This window comes from Leptolyngbya sp. O-77 (assembly GCF_001548395.1).
Lineage (GTDB): Bacteria > Cyanobacteriota > Cyanobacteriia > Elainellales > Elainellaceae > Thermoleptolyngbya.
On sequence record NZ_AP017367.1, the window covers coordinates 3,966,075 to 3,984,599 of the forward strand.

General features: G+C 57.0%; 16 protein-coding genes. 10 read left to right on the forward strand and 6 right to left on the reverse strand.

All coding sequences use genetic code 11. The features are described from left to right. Window positions 1-56: 56 nt before the first annotated feature. Window positions 57-1,355, reverse strand: a complete 1,299-nt coding sequence (locus tag O77CONTIG1_RS16820) for an amidohydrolase family protein (protein WP_197673215.1) — start codon at window positions 1,353-1,355, stop codon at window positions 57-59. A 169-nt stretch (window positions 1,356-1,524) separates the two neighbouring features. Between O77CONTIG1_RS16820 and O77CONTIG1_RS16825 the strand changes: the two genes are divergently transcribed. After that, the gene (locus O77CONTIG1_RS16825; protein ID WP_156435389.1) at window positions 1,525-3,357 is read left to right on the forward strand and encodes a serine/threonine-protein kinase; all 1,833 of its coding nucleotides are present in this window, start codon (window positions 1,525-1,527) and stop codon (window positions 3,355-3,357) included. Between the two features lie 86 nt (window positions 3,358-3,443). Here O77CONTIG1_RS16825 and ndk read toward each other — a convergent pair whose 3' ends face one another. Continuing rightward, on the reverse strand, window positions 3,444-3,893 hold the full coding sequence (gene ndk / locus O77CONTIG1_RS16830; protein WP_068512822.1) for a nucleoside-diphosphate kinase: 450 nt from the start codon (window positions 3,891-3,893) through the stop codon (window positions 3,444-3,446). 373 nt (window positions 3,894-4,266) lie between these two features. Between ndk and O77CONTIG1_RS27090 the strand changes: the two genes are divergently transcribed. Further along, on the forward strand, window positions 4,267-4,992 hold the full coding sequence (locus O77CONTIG1_RS27090; RefSeq protein ID WP_286132370.1) for a hypothetical protein: 726 nt from the start codon (window positions 4,267-4,269) through the stop codon (window positions 4,990-4,992). Beyond that, entirely contained in the window at window positions 4,976-6,322 is a 1,347-nt protein-coding gene (gene speA / locus O77CONTIG1_RS16835; RefSeq protein WP_286132371.1) for a biosynthetic arginine decarboxylase, read from the forward strand. Before O77CONTIG1_RS27090 ends, speA begins: the two co-directional genes overlap by 17 nt. Before the next feature lie 94 nt (window positions 6,323-6,416). Here speA and crtD read toward each other — a convergent pair whose 3' ends face one another. Beyond that, window positions 6,417-7,985 carry a C-3',4' desaturase CrtD gene (gene crtD / locus O77CONTIG1_RS16840; RefSeq protein WP_317134130.1) on the reverse strand — a complete coding sequence of 523 codons (1,569 nt, stop codon included), beginning with the start codon at window positions 7,983-7,985 and terminating at the stop codon, window positions 6,417-6,419. A gap of 138 nt (window positions 7,986-8,123) precedes the next feature. On the opposite strand from crtD, the gene O77CONTIG1_RS16845 reads away from it, so the two are divergent. The 4 genes from O77CONTIG1_RS16845 to O77CONTIG1_RS16860 all read left to right on the forward strand — a co-directional run bounded on the left by O77CONTIG1_RS16845 (window position 8,124) and on the right by O77CONTIG1_RS16860 (window position 10,535). After that, window positions 8,124-8,363 (forward strand): hypothetical protein, encoded by a 240-nt coding sequence (locus O77CONTIG1_RS16845; RefSeq protein WP_068512828.1) that lies wholly within the window; start codon window positions 8,124-8,126, stop codon window positions 8,361-8,363. Window positions 8,364-8,714: 351 nt separating this feature from the next. Beyond that, window positions 8,715-9,008 carry a hypothetical protein gene (locus O77CONTIG1_RS16850; RefSeq protein ID WP_084782777.1) on the forward strand — a complete coding sequence of 98 codons (294 nt, stop codon included), beginning with the start codon at window positions 8,715-8,717 and terminating at the stop codon, window positions 9,006-9,008. A gap of 139 nt (window positions 9,009-9,147) precedes the next feature. Beyond that, window positions 9,148-9,879, forward strand: a complete 732-nt coding sequence (gene radC / locus O77CONTIG1_RS16855) for a RadC family protein (protein ID WP_068512831.1) — start codon at window positions 9,148-9,150, stop codon at window positions 9,877-9,879. A 32-nt stretch (window positions 9,880-9,911) separates the two neighbouring features. Then, on the forward strand, window positions 9,912-10,535 hold the full coding sequence (locus O77CONTIG1_RS16860; protein ID WP_084782779.1) for a Uma2 family endonuclease: 624 nt from the start codon (window positions 9,912-9,914) through the stop codon (window positions 10,533-10,535). Window positions 10,536-10,550: 15 nt separating this feature from the next. Here O77CONTIG1_RS16860 and O77CONTIG1_RS16865 read toward each other — a convergent pair whose 3' ends face one another. Both O77CONTIG1_RS16865 and O77CONTIG1_RS16870 read right to left on the reverse strand, forming a co-directional pair. Continuing rightward, entirely contained in the window at window positions 10,551-11,213 is a 663-nt protein-coding gene (locus O77CONTIG1_RS16865; protein WP_068512834.1) for a Uma2 family endonuclease, read from the reverse strand. A 79-nt stretch (window positions 11,214-11,292) separates the two neighbouring features. Then, the gene (locus tag O77CONTIG1_RS16870; protein ID WP_084782781.1) at window positions 11,293-12,759 is read right to left on the reverse strand and encodes an isochorismate synthase MenF; all 1,467 of its coding nucleotides are present in this window, start codon (window positions 12,757-12,759) and stop codon (window positions 11,293-11,295) included. Between the two features lie 117 nt (window positions 12,760-12,876). On the opposite strand from O77CONTIG1_RS16870, the gene O77CONTIG1_RS24760 reads away from it, so the two are divergent. Beyond that, entirely contained in the window at window positions 12,877-13,014 is a 138-nt protein-coding gene (locus O77CONTIG1_RS24760) for a hypothetical protein (RefSeq protein WP_156435391.1), read from the forward strand. 33 nt (window positions 13,015-13,047) lie between these two features. Beyond that, window positions 13,048-14,040 carry a 2-carboxy-1,4-naphthoquinone phytyltransferase gene (menA, locus tag O77CONTIG1_RS16875; RefSeq protein ID WP_084782782.1) on the forward strand — a complete coding sequence of 331 codons (993 nt, stop codon included), beginning with the start codon at window positions 13,048-13,050 and terminating at the stop codon, window positions 14,038-14,040. A 112-nt stretch (window positions 14,041-14,152) separates the two neighbouring features. Here menA and O77CONTIG1_RS16880 read toward each other — a convergent pair whose 3' ends face one another. Further along, on the reverse strand, window positions 14,153-16,426 hold the full coding sequence (locus tag O77CONTIG1_RS16880; protein ID WP_068512837.1) for a glycosyltransferase: 2,274 nt from the start codon (window positions 16,424-16,426) through the stop codon (window positions 14,153-14,155). A 699-nt stretch (window positions 16,427-17,125) separates the two neighbouring features. On the opposite strand from O77CONTIG1_RS16880, the gene O77CONTIG1_RS16885 reads away from it, so the two are divergent. Next, on the forward strand, window positions 17,126-18,310 hold the full coding sequence (locus tag O77CONTIG1_RS16885) for an NAD(P)H-quinone oxidoreductase subunit H (RefSeq protein WP_068512840.1): 1,185 nt from the start codon (window positions 17,126-17,128) through the stop codon (window positions 18,308-18,310). Window positions 18,311-18,525: the final 215 nt, after the last annotated feature.

The following is an 18,525-nucleotide window of genomic DNA, read 5'->3' on the forward strand; positions in this document are numbered from 1 at the left end:
TCGTTCTTCGTTCTTCGTTCTTCGTTCTTCGTTCTTCGTTCTTCGTTCTTCCCTCTTCATTCTCCAAACAACACCTTACCCTGACGAACCGTAGCCAACACGTCGGCCGGCGTGACGCGAGTAACGATACTGGCAGGAATGTGGCGACTAGCGCGGAGATGCGGTTGGGTAAAGTCCAGCACGACAAAATCCGCAGGAAGCCCTTGTTCTAGATAGCCGTAGGTGTCGCCGCCGAGGAGCGATCGCACGTTGGTGGTCACCATTTTTAGAATTTCCCTGGGATCGGGGCGAATCGAATCGCCGTACTGGCTCTTGGCGACTTTATAGGTGAAATCCAGTTCGGCAAACAGGTTGGGGCTGTTGAGCAGGCCGTTGTCGGTGCCCAGGAGCAGGTTGGCGTTGCTTTCTAATAATTTGGCGATGGGCGGCAGCGGCAGCCCTAGGTTGGCATTGGCGCGGGGGTTGAGGGCGACATTCACGCGGTGCTGGCTCATCAGGGCGATTTCGGCATCGTTGGCGACGGTGGCATGAATCACCAGATGCGGCTGATACAGATCCAGCGCCCGCTCCAGGTCGCCGCGCCCCGTGACGGCGAGACTCACCTCCCGATAGCCGTCGTTTTCCAGGCAGTGGATCGCCCGCAGCTTTCCCTGTGCCTCGGTCATCTCGCGAATTTGCACCCAGGCGGCATCGGTGAGGTCGTTCATGGTACTTTCCGAAAAGCCGTCGGCAACTGCCAGCACGGCCGCCAGTTCCGCCAGCGCTGCATCCGAGAGCGGAGCCTGGTTTTCCCGAAGCTGGGCATCGCTAAAGGGCAACTCGTTGAACTGCCCCAAGACTATCGATCGCACGCCGGTTTCGGCGGAAGCGCGACGCAGTAGCTCGCTGCCATACGCGCCCTGCTCCCGAAAGTCGATGTGTCCCACCGTGCCCGTGCGGGCCATGTAGTGGAGGTGGGCGGTGATGTGGCGGAGGTGTTCGGCTTCGGATTGTTTCGCGAGTTCTCGATATTTGTAGCCGTGGGGGCGAAAGAAGCCCTGCTCTAGTGTCATGCCCGTTGCGCCGTCGGGCAGGCACGAGTCGCCCATGTGGGTGTGGCTGTTGTAGAAAGCAGGCAAAATGACCTGTGCGCCGCGAGTCAGACTCAGTTCATCGAAGCTGAGGCAGGGCGGGCCGAGTTCCAGGCGGGTGATGGTGTCGGTGGTGACGGAGAGGCGATCGCACCAGTGCGGCTCTAGCTCTGGGCCATACAGCACAACGCAGTCGGTGAATTCCAGCATCGGCAGCGGGTTGGAGTGGGGTAGGGCAGACGTGACGTGACATTCAATGGCGAGATGTGGCGATTCTAATCCCACCCGATGGAAAATTGTCGTAGGCCATTCACAATTTGTTGATTAGCTGATCACTTTCCAGTCCCCTTTCTAGTCTCATTAGCTCATCCTGGGCAAGGCCCCCGCAGCCTCTCCACCCCACTCCAAAATCCCAAATCCCCCCAACCCCATTCACCTCTCCCTGCAACCCTCTGTGAGCTATTGTCTCAATCCCAACTGTGCCAATCCTCGCAACCTGGGCGATCGCCGCTTTTGCCAGAGTTGCGGGATGGAGTTGGTGCTGGGCGATCGCTATCGGGCGCTGGAGCCGCTGGGGGCGGGCGGGTTTGGGCGGACGTTTTTGGCGGTGGATGAATACCTTCCCTCGCGGCCGCGCTGCGTGATCAAGCAACTGTTTCCGCCGAAGCCGGGAAGTCGCCACGCCGCTAAAGCGGAGGAACTCTTTCAGCGGGAGGCAGAGCGGCTGGACGAACTGGGTCAGCATCCGCAGATTCCCAAGCTGCTGGCGCATTTTATTGAAAACGGCTATCCGTATTTGATCCAGACCTATGTAGATGGACACCCGCTGACGCGGGAACTGCTGCAAGCGGGCGCGTTTGACGAAGACCAAATCCGGCATCTGCTGCGAGGTCTGCTGCCTGTGGTGCAGTTTGTCCACGACCATCAGGTGATTCACCGCGACATCAAACCCGACAACATCATTCGCGATCGCCACACGGAAACGCTGACCCTGGTGGACTTTGGCGCATCGAAGATGGCAACGGCTTCCAGCCTCAGCAAAACGGGCACGGTCATCGGCAGTGCGGGCTATTCTGCACCGGAACAAGTGGCAGGCAAGGCCACCTTCGCCAGCGACCTCTACAGCCTGGGGGTTACCTGCATCCATCTGATGACCGAGGTGTCGCCCATTGACCTGTATTGCTTTGTCGAAGGGCGCTGGCTATGGCGCGACCACCTGATGCAATCCGTCAGCGATGACCTGGCCCTAGTCATCGACCGGATGATCGAGCCGGCCATCAGCCGCCGATACGCCGCCGCCAGCGCCGTCTTGCACGATCTGGAACCCGCGCAGGTGTCTTTCGCCCTGCCCTATCGTCCGTCTGCGCCGATGATCCCCGCCGCTACGATTCCGCCCCAGCGATCGCCCTGGCGCTGTATGCGGACGCTGTGTGAGCATAAACAGGCTGTGGCGGCGATCGCCCTCAACCCGCGCAATCAGCAGTTTGCCAGCGCCAGCTTCGACGGCTCGATTCGGCTGTGGGACGTAAAAACCGACCAGTCCACAGGGATTCTGTTGGGACATACGGAACCCGTCGTATCGCTGGTGTTTAGCCCCGACGGGCAGCGGCTCATCAGCGGCAGCCTGGATGACACGCTGCGGATCTGGAATCCAGAAAACGGCGAATTGCTGCGGACGCTAAACGACCCGTCGGATTCGATCGTGTCGCTGGCGGTGGCAGTCAGTCCCGACGGGCAGACGGTGGCCAGCGGCAGTGACAAGCACACGATTCGCTTGTGGCATCTGGCGACGGGTCGGCTGGTGCGGACGCTGGAGGAACCCCGCGCCGTGACCTGTGTGGCCATCAGCCCTGACGGTCGCCTGCTGGCCAGCGGCAGCAGCGGCAACACCGTGCGGCTGTGGAATTTGTTTACCGGCGAGTTGCTAAAAGTTTTGGAAGGGCACACCCGCGATGTGAATGCGATCGCCTTTAGCCCCGACGGCTCTATGCTGGTCAGCGGCAGTAGCGATCACAGCGTCCGCCTGTGGAATTTTGAGACGCGCAAGGTTCAGGTGCTAAATGGGCATCATGACTGGGTGAAGGCGATCGCCCTCAGTCCCGACGGCACACTCCTCGCCAGCGGCAGCAGCGACCACACCGTAAAGCTGTGGAGTCTGCCCGACGGCAAGCTTTGCCATACGCTGGCGGGGCATACCCGCGAGGTAAATGCGATCGCCTTCACGGCAGATAGTCAGATTTTGATTTCGGGAAGCCGCGATCGCACGATTAAACTGTGGCGACGTTGAGGCCGATTTTAGATTGGGGATTTTGGATTCTGGATTAGAGACTCAGCCCCCCTCCAAAATCCAAAATCTAAAATCCAACATTAAGCCTACTCATGCACCCAGGGCATGATCGTCGGCGTCCAGCTCACCAGCTCCTCCGGCTTAAACCACAGGCCAATCTCATACTCCGCAGTCTCCGGCGCATCTGACCCGTGGATGATATTGCGCCCAATGTTTGCGCCCAGATCGCCGCGAATCGTACCGGGTTCGGCATTCAGCGGGTTGGTCGCGCCGATCAGCTTGCGGGCAGCCGCAATCACACCGTCGCCTTCCCACACCATCGCCACCACCGGGCCGGAGGTGATGAAGTCCACCAGTCCAGGGAAGAAGGGGCGCTCTTTATGAACGGCGTAGTGTTGTTCGGCCAGTTCGCGGCTGGGTTGCAAAAACTTCAGCCCCACTAGGGTAAAGCCTTTCGTCTCAAAGCGGCGGATAATTTCGCCCGCCAGCCCACGCTGCACGCCGTCGGGCTTGATTGCGATAAAGGTGCGTTCCACAATAGTTACTCCAAATACTCCAAATAACTCCTAACTGGATTCCGAGCGGGAGGCTCCGATCCGGACAGTCCAACCAGGGGACTCCGGGCGGAACCCTTGCAAGCCTTCTCTATGCTCAGAAAAAGATGGCCCTTTGTAAAGGGTAAGCGGCGATGGTCATCGAGGCTTCATGTCAGAGCTTAATCGAAACTTAATCAAAGCCTTGCGCGGCAACGGATACAGAGATTTTTTGAGGAAATACGCTAGACTTAAGCTGAGCTTAAGCAATGCAGACCTGAGGGGGTGTCGTGCGTCGTGCGACACCCCAAACTGTTGAGAGGAATTCTAAAGTCTACTCGGCGGCTCATCATCCATGTTTTAGAGGAAAAACTTGATGGAAGTAAAACCCAAACTCTTTGCCAGCGATGTGGAAGAACCCGGAGGGGGAAAGCTCGCAGAAACGCCTCGAGACCGACGCATCACCAAGCTGCCCACTCCAGAGACGGGGCGCGTGAAGTCGGGCTGGACGATTGAAGACAGCGAGGAACTGTACCGCATCAAGGGCTGGGGCGACCCGTATTTTTCGATCAACGCGGCAGGACACGTCACCGTCTCTCCGCAGGGCGATCGCGGCGGTTCGCTAGATCTATACGAATTGGTGCGAGCGCTCAAGCAACGGAATTTGGGGCTGCCGCTGCTGATCGTTTCTCAGATATTTTGGAAGACCGGATTCAGCGGGCTGAATGCCGCCTTTGCCAAGGCGATCGCCCGCTACAACTACCAAGGCGTTTATCGCGGCGTGTTTCCGGTGAAATGCAACCAACAGCGACATTTGATTGAAGACCTGGTGCGTTTCGGACGACCCTATCAGTTTGGACTGGAGGCCGGGTCAAAACCAGAATTGATGATTGCCCTGGCGCTGCTGGATACGCCGGGTTCCCTGCTGATCTGCAATGGCTACAAAGACCAGGAATATATCGAAACGGCGATCCTGGCGAAGCAGCTCGGCAAGACGGTGATCATCGTGCTAGAGCAGGTCGAAGAAGTGGATCTGGTGATTGCCGAGAGTCGCAAGCTGGGAATCATGCCGATCGTGGGTGTGTGTGCGGGCCCAAGCTGAGCGCCAAGGGGCATCGGGCGCTGGGGTGGCTCGGCGGGGCGATCGCGCTAAATTCGGCCTCACCGTGCCTGAAATCATCCAGGCCGTCGAAAAGCTCCGCGCCGCCGACATGCTGAGCTGTTTGCAGCTATTGCACTATCACATTGGCTCCCAAATTCCCGCCATCAATGTGATCAAAGACGCAATTCGAGAAGCCAGCCAAATTTTTGTAGAACTGGCGCAACTGGGCGCGAATATGCGCTATCTGGACGTGGGCGGCGGACTGGGCGTAGACTACGACGGCTCCAAGACCAACTTCTACGCCTCCAAAAACTACAACATGCAGAACTACGCCTACGACGTGGTGGCAGAGGTAAAAGAAGCCTGCGAAGAACGCGACGTGCCCATGCCCACGCTGATTAGCGAAAGCGGCCGGGCGATCGCCTCCCATCAGTCCGTTCTCGTGTTCGACGTGCTGGGCACCAGCGATGTCATCGCCGAAGAACCCGAACCCACCACCGACGACGACCATCTGATTCTGCGAAACCTCTACGAAACCTGGCAGTCCATCACGCCAGACACCTATCAAGAGGCCTATCACGACGCAACGCAGTTTAAAGAAGAGGCCATCAGCCTGTTTGGGTTTGGCTATCTCAGCCTAGTAGAGCGGGCGCGGGCCGAGCGGCTCTATTGGGCCTGCTGCGCCAAGATTCTAGAAATCGCCCGCCAGCAGGACTATGTGCCCGACGATCTGGAAGACCTGGAAAAGATCATGGCATCGATCTACTACGTCAACCTGTCCGTCTTCCAATCCGCCCCCGATAGCTGGGCCATCGACCAGTTGTTCCCCATCATGCCGATCCACCGCCTCGACGAGGAACCCACCTGCCGGGGCACCCTGGCCGACCTCACCTGCGACAGCGACGGCAAGATTGACCAATTCATCGACCTGCGCGATGTCAAGTCGGTGCTGGAACTGCATCCATTAGTCAGAGGGCAGGGAGCAGACGCAAACTCTGAACTCCAGACCACAGAGCCATATTACCTGGGGCTATTTCTAGGGGGCGCGTATCAGGAAATCATGGGCAACCTGCACAACCTGTTTGGCGACACGAATACAGTACATATCCAGCTCACGCCCAAGGGCTACCAAATTGAGCATGTGGTCAAGGGCGACACCATGACCGAAGTGCTGGGCTATGTGCAATACGACTCGGAAGACCTGATCGAGAGCATCCGCCGCCAGAGCGAAGCCGCCCTACAAGAGCGACGCATCACCCTGCAAGAAGCGCAACTGCTATTGCAAAACTACGAGCGATCGCTCAGTCGGTATACATACTTGACCTCGTAGGGAAGGAGGAAAAGGGAAGAACGAAGAGCGAAGAACGAAGAGCGAAGAACAAAGAGGTTCCGTTTTTCGTTCTTCGTTCTTCATTTTTCGTTCTTCATTTCTTCCGTCCCTCCCCGACTGCCTCGATCTGCCGCGCCACGGTCCACGCACTGTAGCTCACGCCCGCTGTGCCCTCGCCGGGATGGGTCGAGTCGCCCACCAGCCACAGGCGAGGAATCGGCGTGCGGTTGGCAAAGCCGAAGGGACCGAAAGTGGAGACACGCTGCCCAATGCCGCCGACCATGCCGCGATCGCGCGCGGTGTAGTACGCAAAGGTGCGGGGTGTGGCGGCTTCGGTATGCAGGAGCGTTTCGGCAGTTAGGTGGAAAAATTGACCTAAGCGGGCGATCGCCGTTTCGGTGTAGTGCTGCTTCAGTGCGGCGTAGCGGTCGTCGTCGCCTTGCCAGATGCGTGGGTCAGTAAAAGACGACGCAATCACCGTGGCGCAGCCGCTTGGGGCGCGTCCATCGCCCGGGTGGCTAACGGAAACAAACAGGGAGTTATTTTCGGCGATGGGCCCGTCGAAGTCGTAGAGAAATTGCAGGTGCGGCGGGCAGTCAGCCGGAATCGCGTCCTGCTTGACCCCTAGATACACCACAAACGCGCCGGAGCCGTCGGGCAGCTTGTCTACGCGCTGGCGATAACCCGTGGGCGCAGCCTCGCCCAACAGTTTCACCAGATTTTGCACCGTTACGTTGGCGACGACGTGATCGGCAGGTTCCATCCAGGTTTCGCCCGTTTTGAGGTTGCGGACGCGCACGCCGACGGCTCGACCGTTTTCGGTGGCGATCGCCTCCACGGTATGGCGCAGGTGCAGCGTGCCGCCGTCGCGTTCGAGGGATTCCACGAGGCGATCGCTCAAAGCCTGCATACTGCCCTGGAGGTGAAACAAACCCTGGGGCGACTGCGACACCGCCAGCGCCGTGGCCGCGTAGAGCAGCGCCGTTTCCTCCGCATCCACCTGGGAATAGAGCTTCAGCTGCAAGTCCAGAAATCGCCGCAGCCGCTGGTCGTTCCCCAGCCCATACCAGCGCAAAACTTGACCCACCGTAGAAAACGTATGCGGCAGCGTGGTCAGCGTTCCTGGCCGCACCGCCTGCACCAGCTGCCACATATCCCACGCGCTGCGCGGCGGCAGCACCGGGTCGCGCCCCTGAAACGCCCAGCTTGCGTCAAACAGGTCTTTTAACAATTGCCAGAATGGCTCGCTGCCGGGAAACTGGCGCTGTCGCTCCTGCTGCCAGCGCTGCGGGTCGCGCCACACGCGGATTGGCTCCGGTTCCCCCGGCAGATAGACGGCACAGGCGGGGTCGCAGGGGGTGGCGGCGGGTGGCTCGATGCCCAATTCAGCAAAAATTCGGTGGTGAATGCCGCCCGGTTCCAGTCCCGCTACCTGGGTCGCGCCCACGTCGAAGGTAAAGCCGCGCCGCCGAAACGTAGACGCACAGCCGCCCGGCACGATCGCCTGATCAAACACGCGCACCCCATAGCCCCGCCGCGCCAGCAGCGCCGCCGTTGTTAGCCCGCCAATGCCCGCCCCGATTACCACCACACGAGGAGATTCCACACGAGGAGCCATGCGCCCTACTCCAACTGGCGATCGCCAGCCCTGTGACACCTTCATTACATTTCTTAATAATCCTCATCTTAACGTTTAACCGGATAAGGGCGATCGCCCCTCAGAAAAGTCGAGGTTATTGGGGGCCGGTTCAGGTTAAGGTAAGGTTAATGATCATTTAAGCCCGATTTTCACAGATTAGCGATGGATATAGGCGACCTCGTGCGCCTGAAGCAGCCGTTTCAGCCCGAACCAGACAGCGATCGCACATACAGCTATGGAATTATTGCCGGGATTGTTTGGTCGGAGGATGCATCGCTCCCGTCGCCCCCCGTAGAAATTGTGCTTTACCTATACGATCTCGATACACGGCAAATTTACGTCGATTCGGCTGGGCTACAGGCCATTTATGCCTTCCGTGCAGATGAGCTGGAGCTAGTGTGAGGTTTTGGATTGTGGGTTTTGGATTTTAGATTTGAACCTTTGCCGCTTCAAAATCACAGGCCAAACGTCAAGCTCAAAATCTAAAATTTTCTTGCCATTGGAGATCGCATCTACTACAATCGTCCATCAAGCTGTGAAAGATACCCTATCGACGCAGCGTCCCCGAAAAATTCGCCGCGAGTCGTTTACGGCGCTGGCAGGTGTTAGCCGCACCAACCAGCACCTGACCCGTTGACAGAGTACGCTGTCTCAGGGCTTTGCTTATTTTAGCCGCCTTGAAATTCGCTCTATGTCTTTCGGGCGGCGGTTTTTCGGGATTTCCTTCATCTAACTTTCAAGAGGAAACCCCAAATGCTTCAAATTCAATACTTTTCGGCGGCTTCCAACCCAGAAGCGGCCTCGGTTTCGCTGCCTGCTTTTCTGCCGCCGCTGCTGCCGCAACGGCCGAGCCGCCGCCGTCTGCGCCTCTACCTGGTCGGTTCCCCCGCCGACACCCAGCACGAGATCGACCGCCTGCATCTGCTGCACTATGCCGAGCGCTTTGAATGGAGCCGCGTGGTGCAGATTCCCGACGGCGGCATCGTCCTGCGTCCCGATGTAGGGGATGTGTTGCGTTATCTCCAGCGCGATCGCCCCCTGAATTAACGCCATCGTCCCTTTGACTAGGACGAAGAAATTAAGGGAAGACTAGGAGAATCAGGAAAATCGGTCGCCTGCGGAGAGGGTTCGCTCCTGCCGCAGGCGATCGCCCCTCCGCTCTCCGCATCTACCCGCGCCTACCTGCATGACCTACAGCCTACGGATCGCCGACCTGCCGCAAAGCGAACGTCCCCGCGAGCGGCTGCTGACCTACGGGGCAAAGCAGCTTTCCACCCCAGAGCTAATCGCCATCCTGCTGGGAACCGGGCAGGGGCCGGGCAAGCTATCGGCCGTAGGTTTGGGCAATCTGATTCTGAAAACGCTGGAACAGAGCCACGGCAACGGACTGGCAGCCTTGCAGCATATTGCGCCTCAGGAGTTGATGCAGATTAACGGGATCGGCGAAGCAAAGGCGACGACCATTTTGGCAGCGATTGAATTGGGCAAGCGGGTGTTTCAGTCTCGACCGGGCGATCGCACTATTGTAGACGACCCCGCCGTGGCCGCCGCCGTCCTCAGCCAAGACCTCATGTGGCAACCCCAGGAGCGCTTTGCCGTCGTGCTGCTAGATATCAAGCATCGCCTGCTGGGAACCCAACTGATCAGCATTGGCACAGCCACCGAAACCCTCGCCCATCCCCGCGAAATCTTCCGCGAAGTGATCCGCCGGGGCGCAACCCGTGCCATCATCGCCCACAACCATCCATCGGGAAACCTGGAACCCAGCTCAGAAGACATCGCCCTCACCCGCCAACTGCTGCAAGGCGCACAGGTCTTGGGCATCCCGCTGCTGGATCATCTAATCTTAGGCAATGGCGACTTCATCAGCCTGCGCCAAACCACGCAGCTTTGGAGCGAAACGCCCCAGGAAGTCTAGCGCCACCCCAACCGTGAATGGAGGACTCCCCGATGCCCCTCGCATCCAACGAACCCAAAAACGAACCCAAAGCAGAATCCGGTCTATCGACCCAGCCCGCCTCTGAACCCAAAGTCTGGACAGATGCAGAATTTATGGCGCTGCCGCAGGACGGTCACCGCTACGAACTGGTGAACGGAGAACTCATTGATATGGGCAACTCAGGAATGGAACATGGCTGGATAGCCAGCAACTTAATGATTGTATTGGGTGGCTTTGTGCGAACCCATAAGCTCGGTGTCATGTGCGACTCTAGCACCGCCTTTGCGATGAAAAACGGCAATCGGCGATCGCCCGATGTGTCCTTCGTGACCAAAGAGCGGCTGCAAGGGCTGCGGCGGCTGCCCAAGGGCTTCTTTCAGGGTGCGCCGGATTTGGCGGTGGAAGTCTTGTCACCCAGCAACACGGTCGAAGAAATTCACGAAAAAATCGTCGAATATTTTGAAAACGAAACTCGCCTGGTATGGGTGATTCACCCGGATGAGCAGTACGTGCTGGTCTACCACAGCCCCAGCCCCGATCGCCTACTGCGGCTCCAAGATGCGCTGGAGGGCGAATCGGTTGTGCCTGGGTTTTCCCTCGCGGTCGCGGAACTGTTTGAAGAGCTAGATTTCTGAAGTCTCGTCTCCTCATCATCCCTGATCCAACCCCTGCTCCCGATCCAGCGCCATCTGAAACGCCTGGAGTGCCGCAGGCGTGCCGACTGTCCACACCTGCGCCACAGCCTCTAGAATCAGCTGCTTGACCGGAAGCTCAGGAAACGTTGGGCTATAGTCAGATTCCACATAATGCCCATCATGCAGGATGTAAAACGTCAGATTTCCATTGGCATAAACCCACAGTTCTGGAACGGCGATCGCCTCATAAGCCGCTAGCGTCGTTGCAGAAGTGACATCGATTTCAAGGGCCAGGTCAGGCGGGGGATCGCCCAGTTGCAGCCGCCGCCGACCGCGCATTTGCGATGCATGTTGAATATAGAAGCACGCATCTGGCTCAACCCCAGCTACCCCCTCTTGCTTAAACGTGGTCGAACCGAAGGGTTCATAGTCCTGCTCGGTCGCGTTCAGCAGTCGCTTAACCAAATCCGAGATCAGCTCGGTTGGGCGTTCGTGTTCGGGCAAAGGAACCATAATCTCCAGCGTGCCATTGCTGTAGGCAATTCGAGCAGCCCGCCGTTCGCCAAGTTCTTCCAAAAGCCGTTCAAACTCTTCCCAGGACAGGTCAGGAATGCTGACCACACTGCCCGGTGCCAGGTGCATTTGGCTAATTGGCTTGGCAATTGGCGCTATCACCATTCAAAAACCCTCTAAAGGCTGGTTGGGGCTTGCAACAGGAACTTAGGGAACTTTTATCTTCGACTCTAAACCAGAAAACCTAAACCAGTGCCTTGAGCAGCGCTTGCAGCTTTAGCTTTACCTCAGCCAGTTCGCGGGCAGGGTCTGATCCGGCGACGATGCCCGCGCCTGCATACAGCCGAGCGCGATCGCCCTCTAGCAGGGCCGAACGGATGCCGACGATAAATTCTGCATTACCCGCCGCATCGACCCAGCCCAGGGGCGCAGCGTAGAGCGATCGCCCAAAGCCCTCAGAGCGGCGAATTTCCTCGCAGGCGATATCGCGGGGCAGCCCAGCCACCGCAGGCGTGGGGTGCAGCGCGTCTACCAGGTCTAGCGGGTGCAGTCGGGCGGGCAGGTGGGCATGAATGGGCGTGTGCAAATGCTGAATATTCGACAAGCGCAGCAGGTCGGGGGCGGCGGGCATCTGAGGGGATAGCCCAAGACAGAGCAGGCGATCGCGCAAAAAGTCCACCACTACCTGATGTTCGTGCCGCTCTTTGGGCGTGTTCAGCAGGGTGTAGCCCAGCCTCGCATCTTCGTCTGCTGTGCAGCCTCGCGGCGCAGACCCCGCCAGCGCATCGGTCGTGAGGCGCTGATTCCGCACGCTGACCAGTCGTTCGGGGCTGGCTCCGATAAAAGTCTTGCTGCCGCCCTGGTTCACCGAAAAGATATAGCAATCGGGATAAAGCTGCCGCAGATGATGCAAAGAAAAAAGCCAGTCGAATGGACGGCGAGAAATCACGTCAACCGCGTGAGACAGCACCAGTTTTTGCAGACGATTTTGATGAATCGAGCGGAGTGCTTTTTCAACCGTTTTTTGGAAATCATTAATTTCTAAAAATTCCCAGGATTGGGGGGCGATCGCCTCACTGCCCGCAAAGTTTAATAAGGAATAGTTTGCCTGCTGAATTTTTTGAAACTTGCGCCAGAGTGCATCGGTTAGCATTGTCACATTAGTATCAGCACCCAGCGCTATATTTGCGGTTGCCAAACAGCGATCTGGCTGGCGCAAAATCTGCCACTCTGGCAGCAAGATCATGGCAGAGGCAAATGGTGAATGAAGTGATCTAGGTTCATCAAAAAAGGTGTAGCTACAAAAACAGCGAAGATCCGCCGGAGAGGTGATGCCCGTTGGCACAGTTTCCACCCCATGAGTTGCCATGAAACGAGGCATCCCAATTAAGCTGTGCTTGAGAAATTGCTGAGTTCTTAAAAAGCGGCGATCGCCCCCTGTGCTGAGCGACAAAGTTTTCCCAAAAGCCGCTACAGCCTCACCTTCGTAAGGTTTTTCAAAGTAGAAATGGGGTTGATCAGAGAGGTTAAATTGATGTAGAGCCAGCAGTGGATCAACCGCCTCAATCTCCTGAGAAATGCTGACCCAATTGCAACCAGATTGATGCTCAGAATCTAGGACTTGTTTGATATGCTTCTGGCATTGGGAAAGGAGTTTATATAAACTTTTACAATCTTGAACAGGTTCAATCGGTCGGGGTGCGACTGGCATGAGTCAATGGTAAAACGGTTCGATAAAGGTGAGCAGTAAAACAGCAATGGCGGGCGCAGCCTGTCTACTACAGGTAACATACTTGGGCAAAGTCTAGCCACCGGCCCATCAGATCTGATGAAGCTGACGATTGTCTCCGACAAAGCCAAGGCCCATCAAGCGTTTGGACGAGGGGCGATCGCCCGCAACATCAGTCACAACTCTTTACAGTTCCAACAGGTCGCCACGACCAATCGGAGAGGCGGAAAATCGTAGAATAATGAGGCTTCCAGCAGTTACCCGCCCGCAATGACGACCAAACCGACCCGACAAACTCCCTCCACAAACCTTCACTCCCTGGAACCGACACTCAGCGCTGGGTCTGCGGTCGGCCCCCACCCAGATCAGCCCGCCAAGCCGCCTGCCAAAAAGCTCTGGATGGCAGCCCTGAAGCCACCCATGTATAGCGTTGCGATTATGCCGATTGCGCTGGGAACGGCGATCGCCTATTTTGAAAAGCGATCGCTTCAATGGGATATTTTGATAATATTTTTAGCGGCCGCAATTTTAATTTTGATCTGGGAAAATCTGAGCAATGATGTGTTTGATTCAGAAACCGGAATCGATCAAAATAAACATCATTCTCTGGTGAATTTAACGAGAAACAAATCCCTGATTTTTGCGATCGCCAATGTTTGTTTAATTTTGGGGATTTCAGGCATCATTTCTATTTCCTGGATTCAGCAAGATCCTACAGTTCTGGTTCTCGTCTTGCTCTGCTGCGGATTGGGCTACGTGTATCAAGGGCCGCCCTTCCGCCTGGGCTATCAAGGGTTGGGCGAAATTCTCTGCTTCTTCGCCTTTGGGCCGCTGGGTGTATCGGCTGCCTACTACAGCCAGAGCCAGTCGGGGTCATGGGCGAATCTGGCTGCATCCATCATTTTGGGCATCAGCACTAGCCTGATCCTGTTCTGCTCCCACTTTCACCAAGTCGCAGACGATGCCGCCGCCGGAAAGCGATCGCCCATTGTCCGTCTGGGCACCCGCCGTTCAGCAGAGTTGCTCCCCTGGCTCTGCGGCAGCCTCTACGGGCTGACAGCGCTGTTCGTCGTCACCAGGCTATTTCCCCTCTGGACGCTGCTCCTATTTGCCAGCCTGCCGCCCGCGCTCAAGCTTTGCCGCCACGTCCTCGCCAACCACGACAAACCCGCCCGCGTCAGCAACTGCAAATTCATCGCCGTCTCGCTGCATTTCTGGAGTAGCCTGCTGCTGTGTGCAGGGTTTGTGCTGGCCGCAGCATAGCGATTTTTGGAACTTATAGAAGCAACTGTAGATTTTTGATTTTGGTGGATTTTAGTTGGCCTTGGCTAGTGGTCGCCCAATCCAAAATCCCCAATCTAAAATCCAAAATCCATCAGACTTTCGCCACAGGCACCGGACTCACGTCTACATTTCGCCCAAACAATACCCTCGGCTTCAGCAACGCACGAAGCAGCAGCCAGAGCGACTGAAACTCGCCAGGAGACTGCCGCGTTTTCCACTGACCTGGACGACAAAACAAGACTTCTACCAGGCGGCGCTGTTGTTCCAGGCTCATCTCTTCAAACAGAATCCGCACAGTGGGGAACTCGTCGCTCATGCCTGTCCGCTCGACCAATCCCTGAAGCGACAGATTTTCTTCCAGGAGCTCGATTTGCACAGGCGGCAAGTCTTCCGACAGCGGCGGAAAGCCCGCCTGCGTCAGGGCGACCTCTACGCCCACTTCAGAAATCATGGTGGTAATGCCGTAAAACGTGCGATCGCCCACTTGCAGGCGCACCGTCCGGCGCAGGTCAAACCATTCATAGGGGCTGGGGCGCGGCGCGTCTAGCAAAATCAGCAGCGCAATCCCCAGCATCATCAGGTTATACAGGCTCCACAGCCAGCCCAGCCCAATGCCCTTCACCACCATCGCCTCTTCGGGCGTAACGGTCTGCTGCCATGCGCCCTTGATCATGCACAGGCCCAGATTCACCCACAGGCTAATGGCCGTCAGCACAAAGAAAATCAGAATTGGCGCGGCTAGGTTCCAGTTAAACGTAAAGCGATCGCTCGCAGTGCCCTTCGGCGTGACCTTGAACCCCTTGGAAAACGGATTCAGCATCACCTTCACCACTGTCGCTGCCAAGGGCACAGCCAGCGCCAGTGAGTAAATGTCCGACAGCACAGCGGAGCGCGATCGATAGTTCAGCCAGGAAAACACCGCAAGCTGCACCAAGTAGTAGGGCAGGAAGAAATACATGAGTTCTGCCGCCGTCGCCCGCAGCGGAATCACGCCCAAAAATGAGTAGGCCAGCGGCATCAGCAGATACCCCACGCGGGAAATGCTAGTAAACCAGTGCAGCAGTCCCTCCAGATGGGCGAGCCGCTGCAACGGCCGCAGCCCCCGAATCGTCAGCGGATTCGCCTGAATAAAAAAGGCTTGCAGCGTGCCCTGGGCCCAGCGCAGCCGCTGGAGCGCGTGGGAGGCGATGTTCTCTGCCGCCAGTCCGGCGCTCAGCTTCTCATCCAGGTACACCATGCGATAGCCCTTGGCAGAGATGCGGATGCCGGTGAAATAGTCTTCGCTGAGCGAGTCGGTGACAAAGCCGCCGATTTCATTCAGCACGCTGCGCCGCACCACGAAGGATGTCCCGGAACAGATGACGCTGCCTGCTCCATCGCGAATCGGCTGAATTTGGCGATAAAAGACTTCTTCTTCCGGCGTGAGGACATCTTCCAGACCCAGGTTATAGGCGATCGGGTCGGTGTTGTAAAAGGTCTGCGGCGTTTGCACTAGCGCCACCTGTGGATCTTGAAAAAAGCCGACCGTGCGGATCAGGAAATTGCGGGTGGGCACAAAGTCTGCATCGAACACCACGATCAGTTCCCCGGTGGTGCGGGGCAGGGCGTTGTTGAGGTTGCCTGCTTTGGCGTGGCGATTGTCGGGGCGGGTGATGTATTCGCAGCCCAGTTCTGCTGCCAATGCCTGAATTTCGGGACGGCGTGTGTCGTCCAGCAAATAAACCGTTTTAGCCGGATAGTCGATCGCCTGGCAGCCAATGACCGTGCGCTTGAGAATGAAGGCGGGTTCGTTGTAGGTGGGGATGAAGATATCGACGGTTGGCGTGTACTGTCCGGTTTGCACGGCTTGGGAAAGGGCATCGGCTTCGGAACGGCGATCGCGCACTTTCAGCATCAGCGCCAGTTGGATAATCGCGCTGCTCAGCATCAGCAGTTCCAAAAACAGCAGCCCCAGGCTAAACACCCCATTTAGCGGCGTATTCAGGTTTAGCGTGCTGGCCACTCGCCACAGCACATAGCGCACCGTCAGCACCAGCAAAATCGTCACCACCACAGTTCGCGACCAGGGTCGAGGGCGGGGTGACAGCGCCATCACTCCCAACACCAGCAGAAACAGCGCCACGGTAGGCACTAGCAGATATTGCCCCGTCACCATCGGTACTTCCAACCACAGCGGCGGGTTTTGCTGAATTGTGTTGATCTGGGCAAAGATTTTGCTAATCGTGCCCTGCCCTGCAAACCAGAGCGCCACAATCACAAAGGCGATCGCCACCACGCTCAGCAAAATCAGCGTCGTCAACTGCGGACGCATCGGCGCGGGCCCAGACTGGGACAACTGCTGGCGACGAATCTCAGAAATAGTCATAGAAGATGAGTCCTCAATCTGACATCGGCAATCAAGCAAAATCGCTGCTTCCAATCCAGCACCTTGACGTACCACCGCGTCACAAGCTTTGCCAAGCTAGGTGTCAAGCAGTACGCTGCCCCTCCTTAAAAGTACGAACTCAAGCACAGGAAGGATTTGAGAACGGCTCGGAACACTCCAAGTTTTCGATCTGCACCCGTTTCCCTAGTTTCCAGGCTCAGGCCAGCTTCAATGCCCAGAACAGCGCGATCGCACCATCAAGCTCCAGCAAGCCCCAGGTATATCAGCCAGTCCTCTACCCAACTGTTGTATAGATAACTTGTATAGATAACTTGTATTGATAATGTCAGTAACTCCGCACACAGCGTTTCTGAAGCGAATGAGGGACGCAGATAGCCACAAAACCCTCATCTTTTCAGACCGTTGCGCCTCTTACCACGCAAGGAGATCTTGTATCTCGCAAAGCTCCTCTCAAACAATGCCACATTGCTTCGAGGCGCGACAATTAAGTTCTGGTCATCCAATTCACGGCTGCACGGGTTTTGATTACTTACGGCTTGCCCTTCTATCAAAAACCCGTATCGCCGAAATTGAGAAAATCCCGCATAATCTTAAGAGAACGCAACAGTGTGGTGTTCGCGTCCCCAGATGCGATCGCCTTAAGCAGCCCCTATACCGAGTTCAGGAGACGGTTCACCTATGGCCATGATCGAAACCAAGACCGAACCCATGGTGCTGAACATGGGTCCCCATCACCCTTCGATGCACGGGGTGTTGCGGCTCATCGTCACTCTGGACGGGGAGGACGTGGTGGACTGTGAACCTGTGATTGGCTATCTGCATCGCGGCATGGAAAAAATTGCAGAAAGCCGCACGCCTGTCATGTACGTGCCCTACGTCAGCCGATGGGACTACGCAGCGGGCATGTTCAACGAGGCGGTTGTCGTCAATGCCATCGAAAAGCTAGCAGACGTGCCCGTGCCCAAACGCGCCAGCTATATCCGCGTCATCATGCTGGAGCTAAACCGCATTGCCAACCATCTGCTGTGGCTTGGCCCCTTTCTGGCAGACGTGGGGGCCCAAACGCCCTTCTTCTACATCTTCCGTGAGCGGGAAATGATTTACGACCTGTGGGAAGCTGCGACGGGCTACCGCATGGTGAACAACAACTACTGGCGGATTGGCGGCGTTGCGGCTGACCTGCCCTACGGCTGGGTGGATAAGTGCGCCGACTTTTGCGACTACTTCCTGCCCAAGGTCGATGAATACGAGAAGCTGATTACTAATAACCCGATCTTCCGCCGCCGCGTCGAGGGTGTTGGCACCATCACCCGCGAAGATGCGATTAACTGGGGGCTATCTGGCCCAATGCTGAGGGCTTCGGGGGTTAAGTGGGATCTCCGTAAGGTCGATCACTACGAGTCCTACGACGACTTTGACTGGGAAATTCATTGGGAAACCGCGGGAGACTGTCTGGCGCGTTACCTGGTACGAATTCGCGAAATGCGCGAGTCGGTCAAGATCATTCGCCAGGCCCTTGCAGGCTTGCCGGGTGGTTCCTACGAAAGCCTAGAAGCCCAGCGGATGAATGCCGGCCCGAAGTCTGAGTGGAACAGCTTCGACTATCAGTTCATTGGCAAAAAAGTTGCGCCAACGTTCAAGATTCCCAAGGGTGAAAACTACGTCCGCATCGAAAGCGGCAAGGGCGAAATTGGCATCTACGTGATTGGCGATGACAATGTGTTTCCCTGGCGCTTCAAGATTCGCGCCGCCGACTTCAACAATTTGCAGATCCTGCCTCATTTGCTGAAGGGCGTGAAGGTGGCGGACATCGTGGCAATTTTGGGCAGCATTGACGTGATTATGGGTTCGGTGGATCGATAGCGAACTGAGTAGAGCGTATTGCACAGCAGGCTACACCGCTGGTGCGGTTTGCGCTGAGTTTCCGCCAGTTCTATTCATTTTTGCGGCTCGAGACAGAGGTTTCGAGCCGTTTGGTTATGCTTTTGCGATTCGTTTTTTGCGGAGCAGCGAGGGACTTAAATGGAGGCTGGATGGAACCTGATCCAGGGCGATCGCGTCATAGGGGCTATCTTCAC

Coding starts and splice junctions, on each gene's coding strand:
- O77CONTIG1_RS27090 (WP_286132370.1), top strand. CDS start 4,267: ATGGAAGTAAAACCCAAACTCTTTGCCAGCGATGTGGAAGAACCCGGA.
- crtD (WP_317134130.1), bottom strand. CDS start 7,985: ATGAAGGTGTCACAGGGCTGGCGATCGCCAGTTGGAGTAGGGCGCATG.
- O77CONTIG1_RS16845 (WP_068512828.1), top strand. CDS start 8,124: ATGGATATAGGCGACCTCGTGCGCCTGAAGCAGCCGTTTCAGCCCGAA.
- O77CONTIG1_RS16850 (WP_084782777.1), top strand. CDS start 8,715: ATGCTTCAAATTCAATACTTTTCGGCGGCTTCCAACCCAGAAGCGGCC.
- radC (WP_068512831.1), top strand. CDS start 9,148: ATGACCTACAGCCTACGGATCGCCGACCTGCCGCAAAGCGAACGTCCC.
- O77CONTIG1_RS16860 (WP_084782779.1), top strand. CDS start 9,912: ATGCCCCTCGCATCCAACGAACCCAAAAACGAACCCAAAGCAGAATCC.
- O77CONTIG1_RS16865 (WP_068512834.1), bottom strand. CDS start 11,213: ATGGTGATAGCGCCAATTGCCAAGCCAATTAGCCAAATGCACCTGGCA.
- O77CONTIG1_RS16870 (WP_084782781.1), bottom strand. CDS start 12,759: ATGCCAGTCGCACCCCGACCGATTGAACCTGTTCAAGATTGTAAAAGT.
- O77CONTIG1_RS24760 (WP_156435391.1), top strand. CDS start 12,877: ATGAAGCTGACGATTGTCTCCGACAAAGCCAAGGCCCATCAAGCGTTT.
- menA (WP_084782782.1), top strand. CDS start 13,048: ATGACGACCAAACCGACCCGACAAACTCCCTCCACAAACCTTCACTCC.
- O77CONTIG1_RS16880 (WP_068512837.1), bottom strand. CDS start 16,426: ATGACTATTTCTGAGATTCGTCGCCAGCAGTTGTCCCAGTCTGGGCCC.
- O77CONTIG1_RS16885 (WP_068512840.1), top strand. CDS start 17,126: ATGGCCATGATCGAAACCAAGACCGAACCCATGGTGCTGAACATGGGT.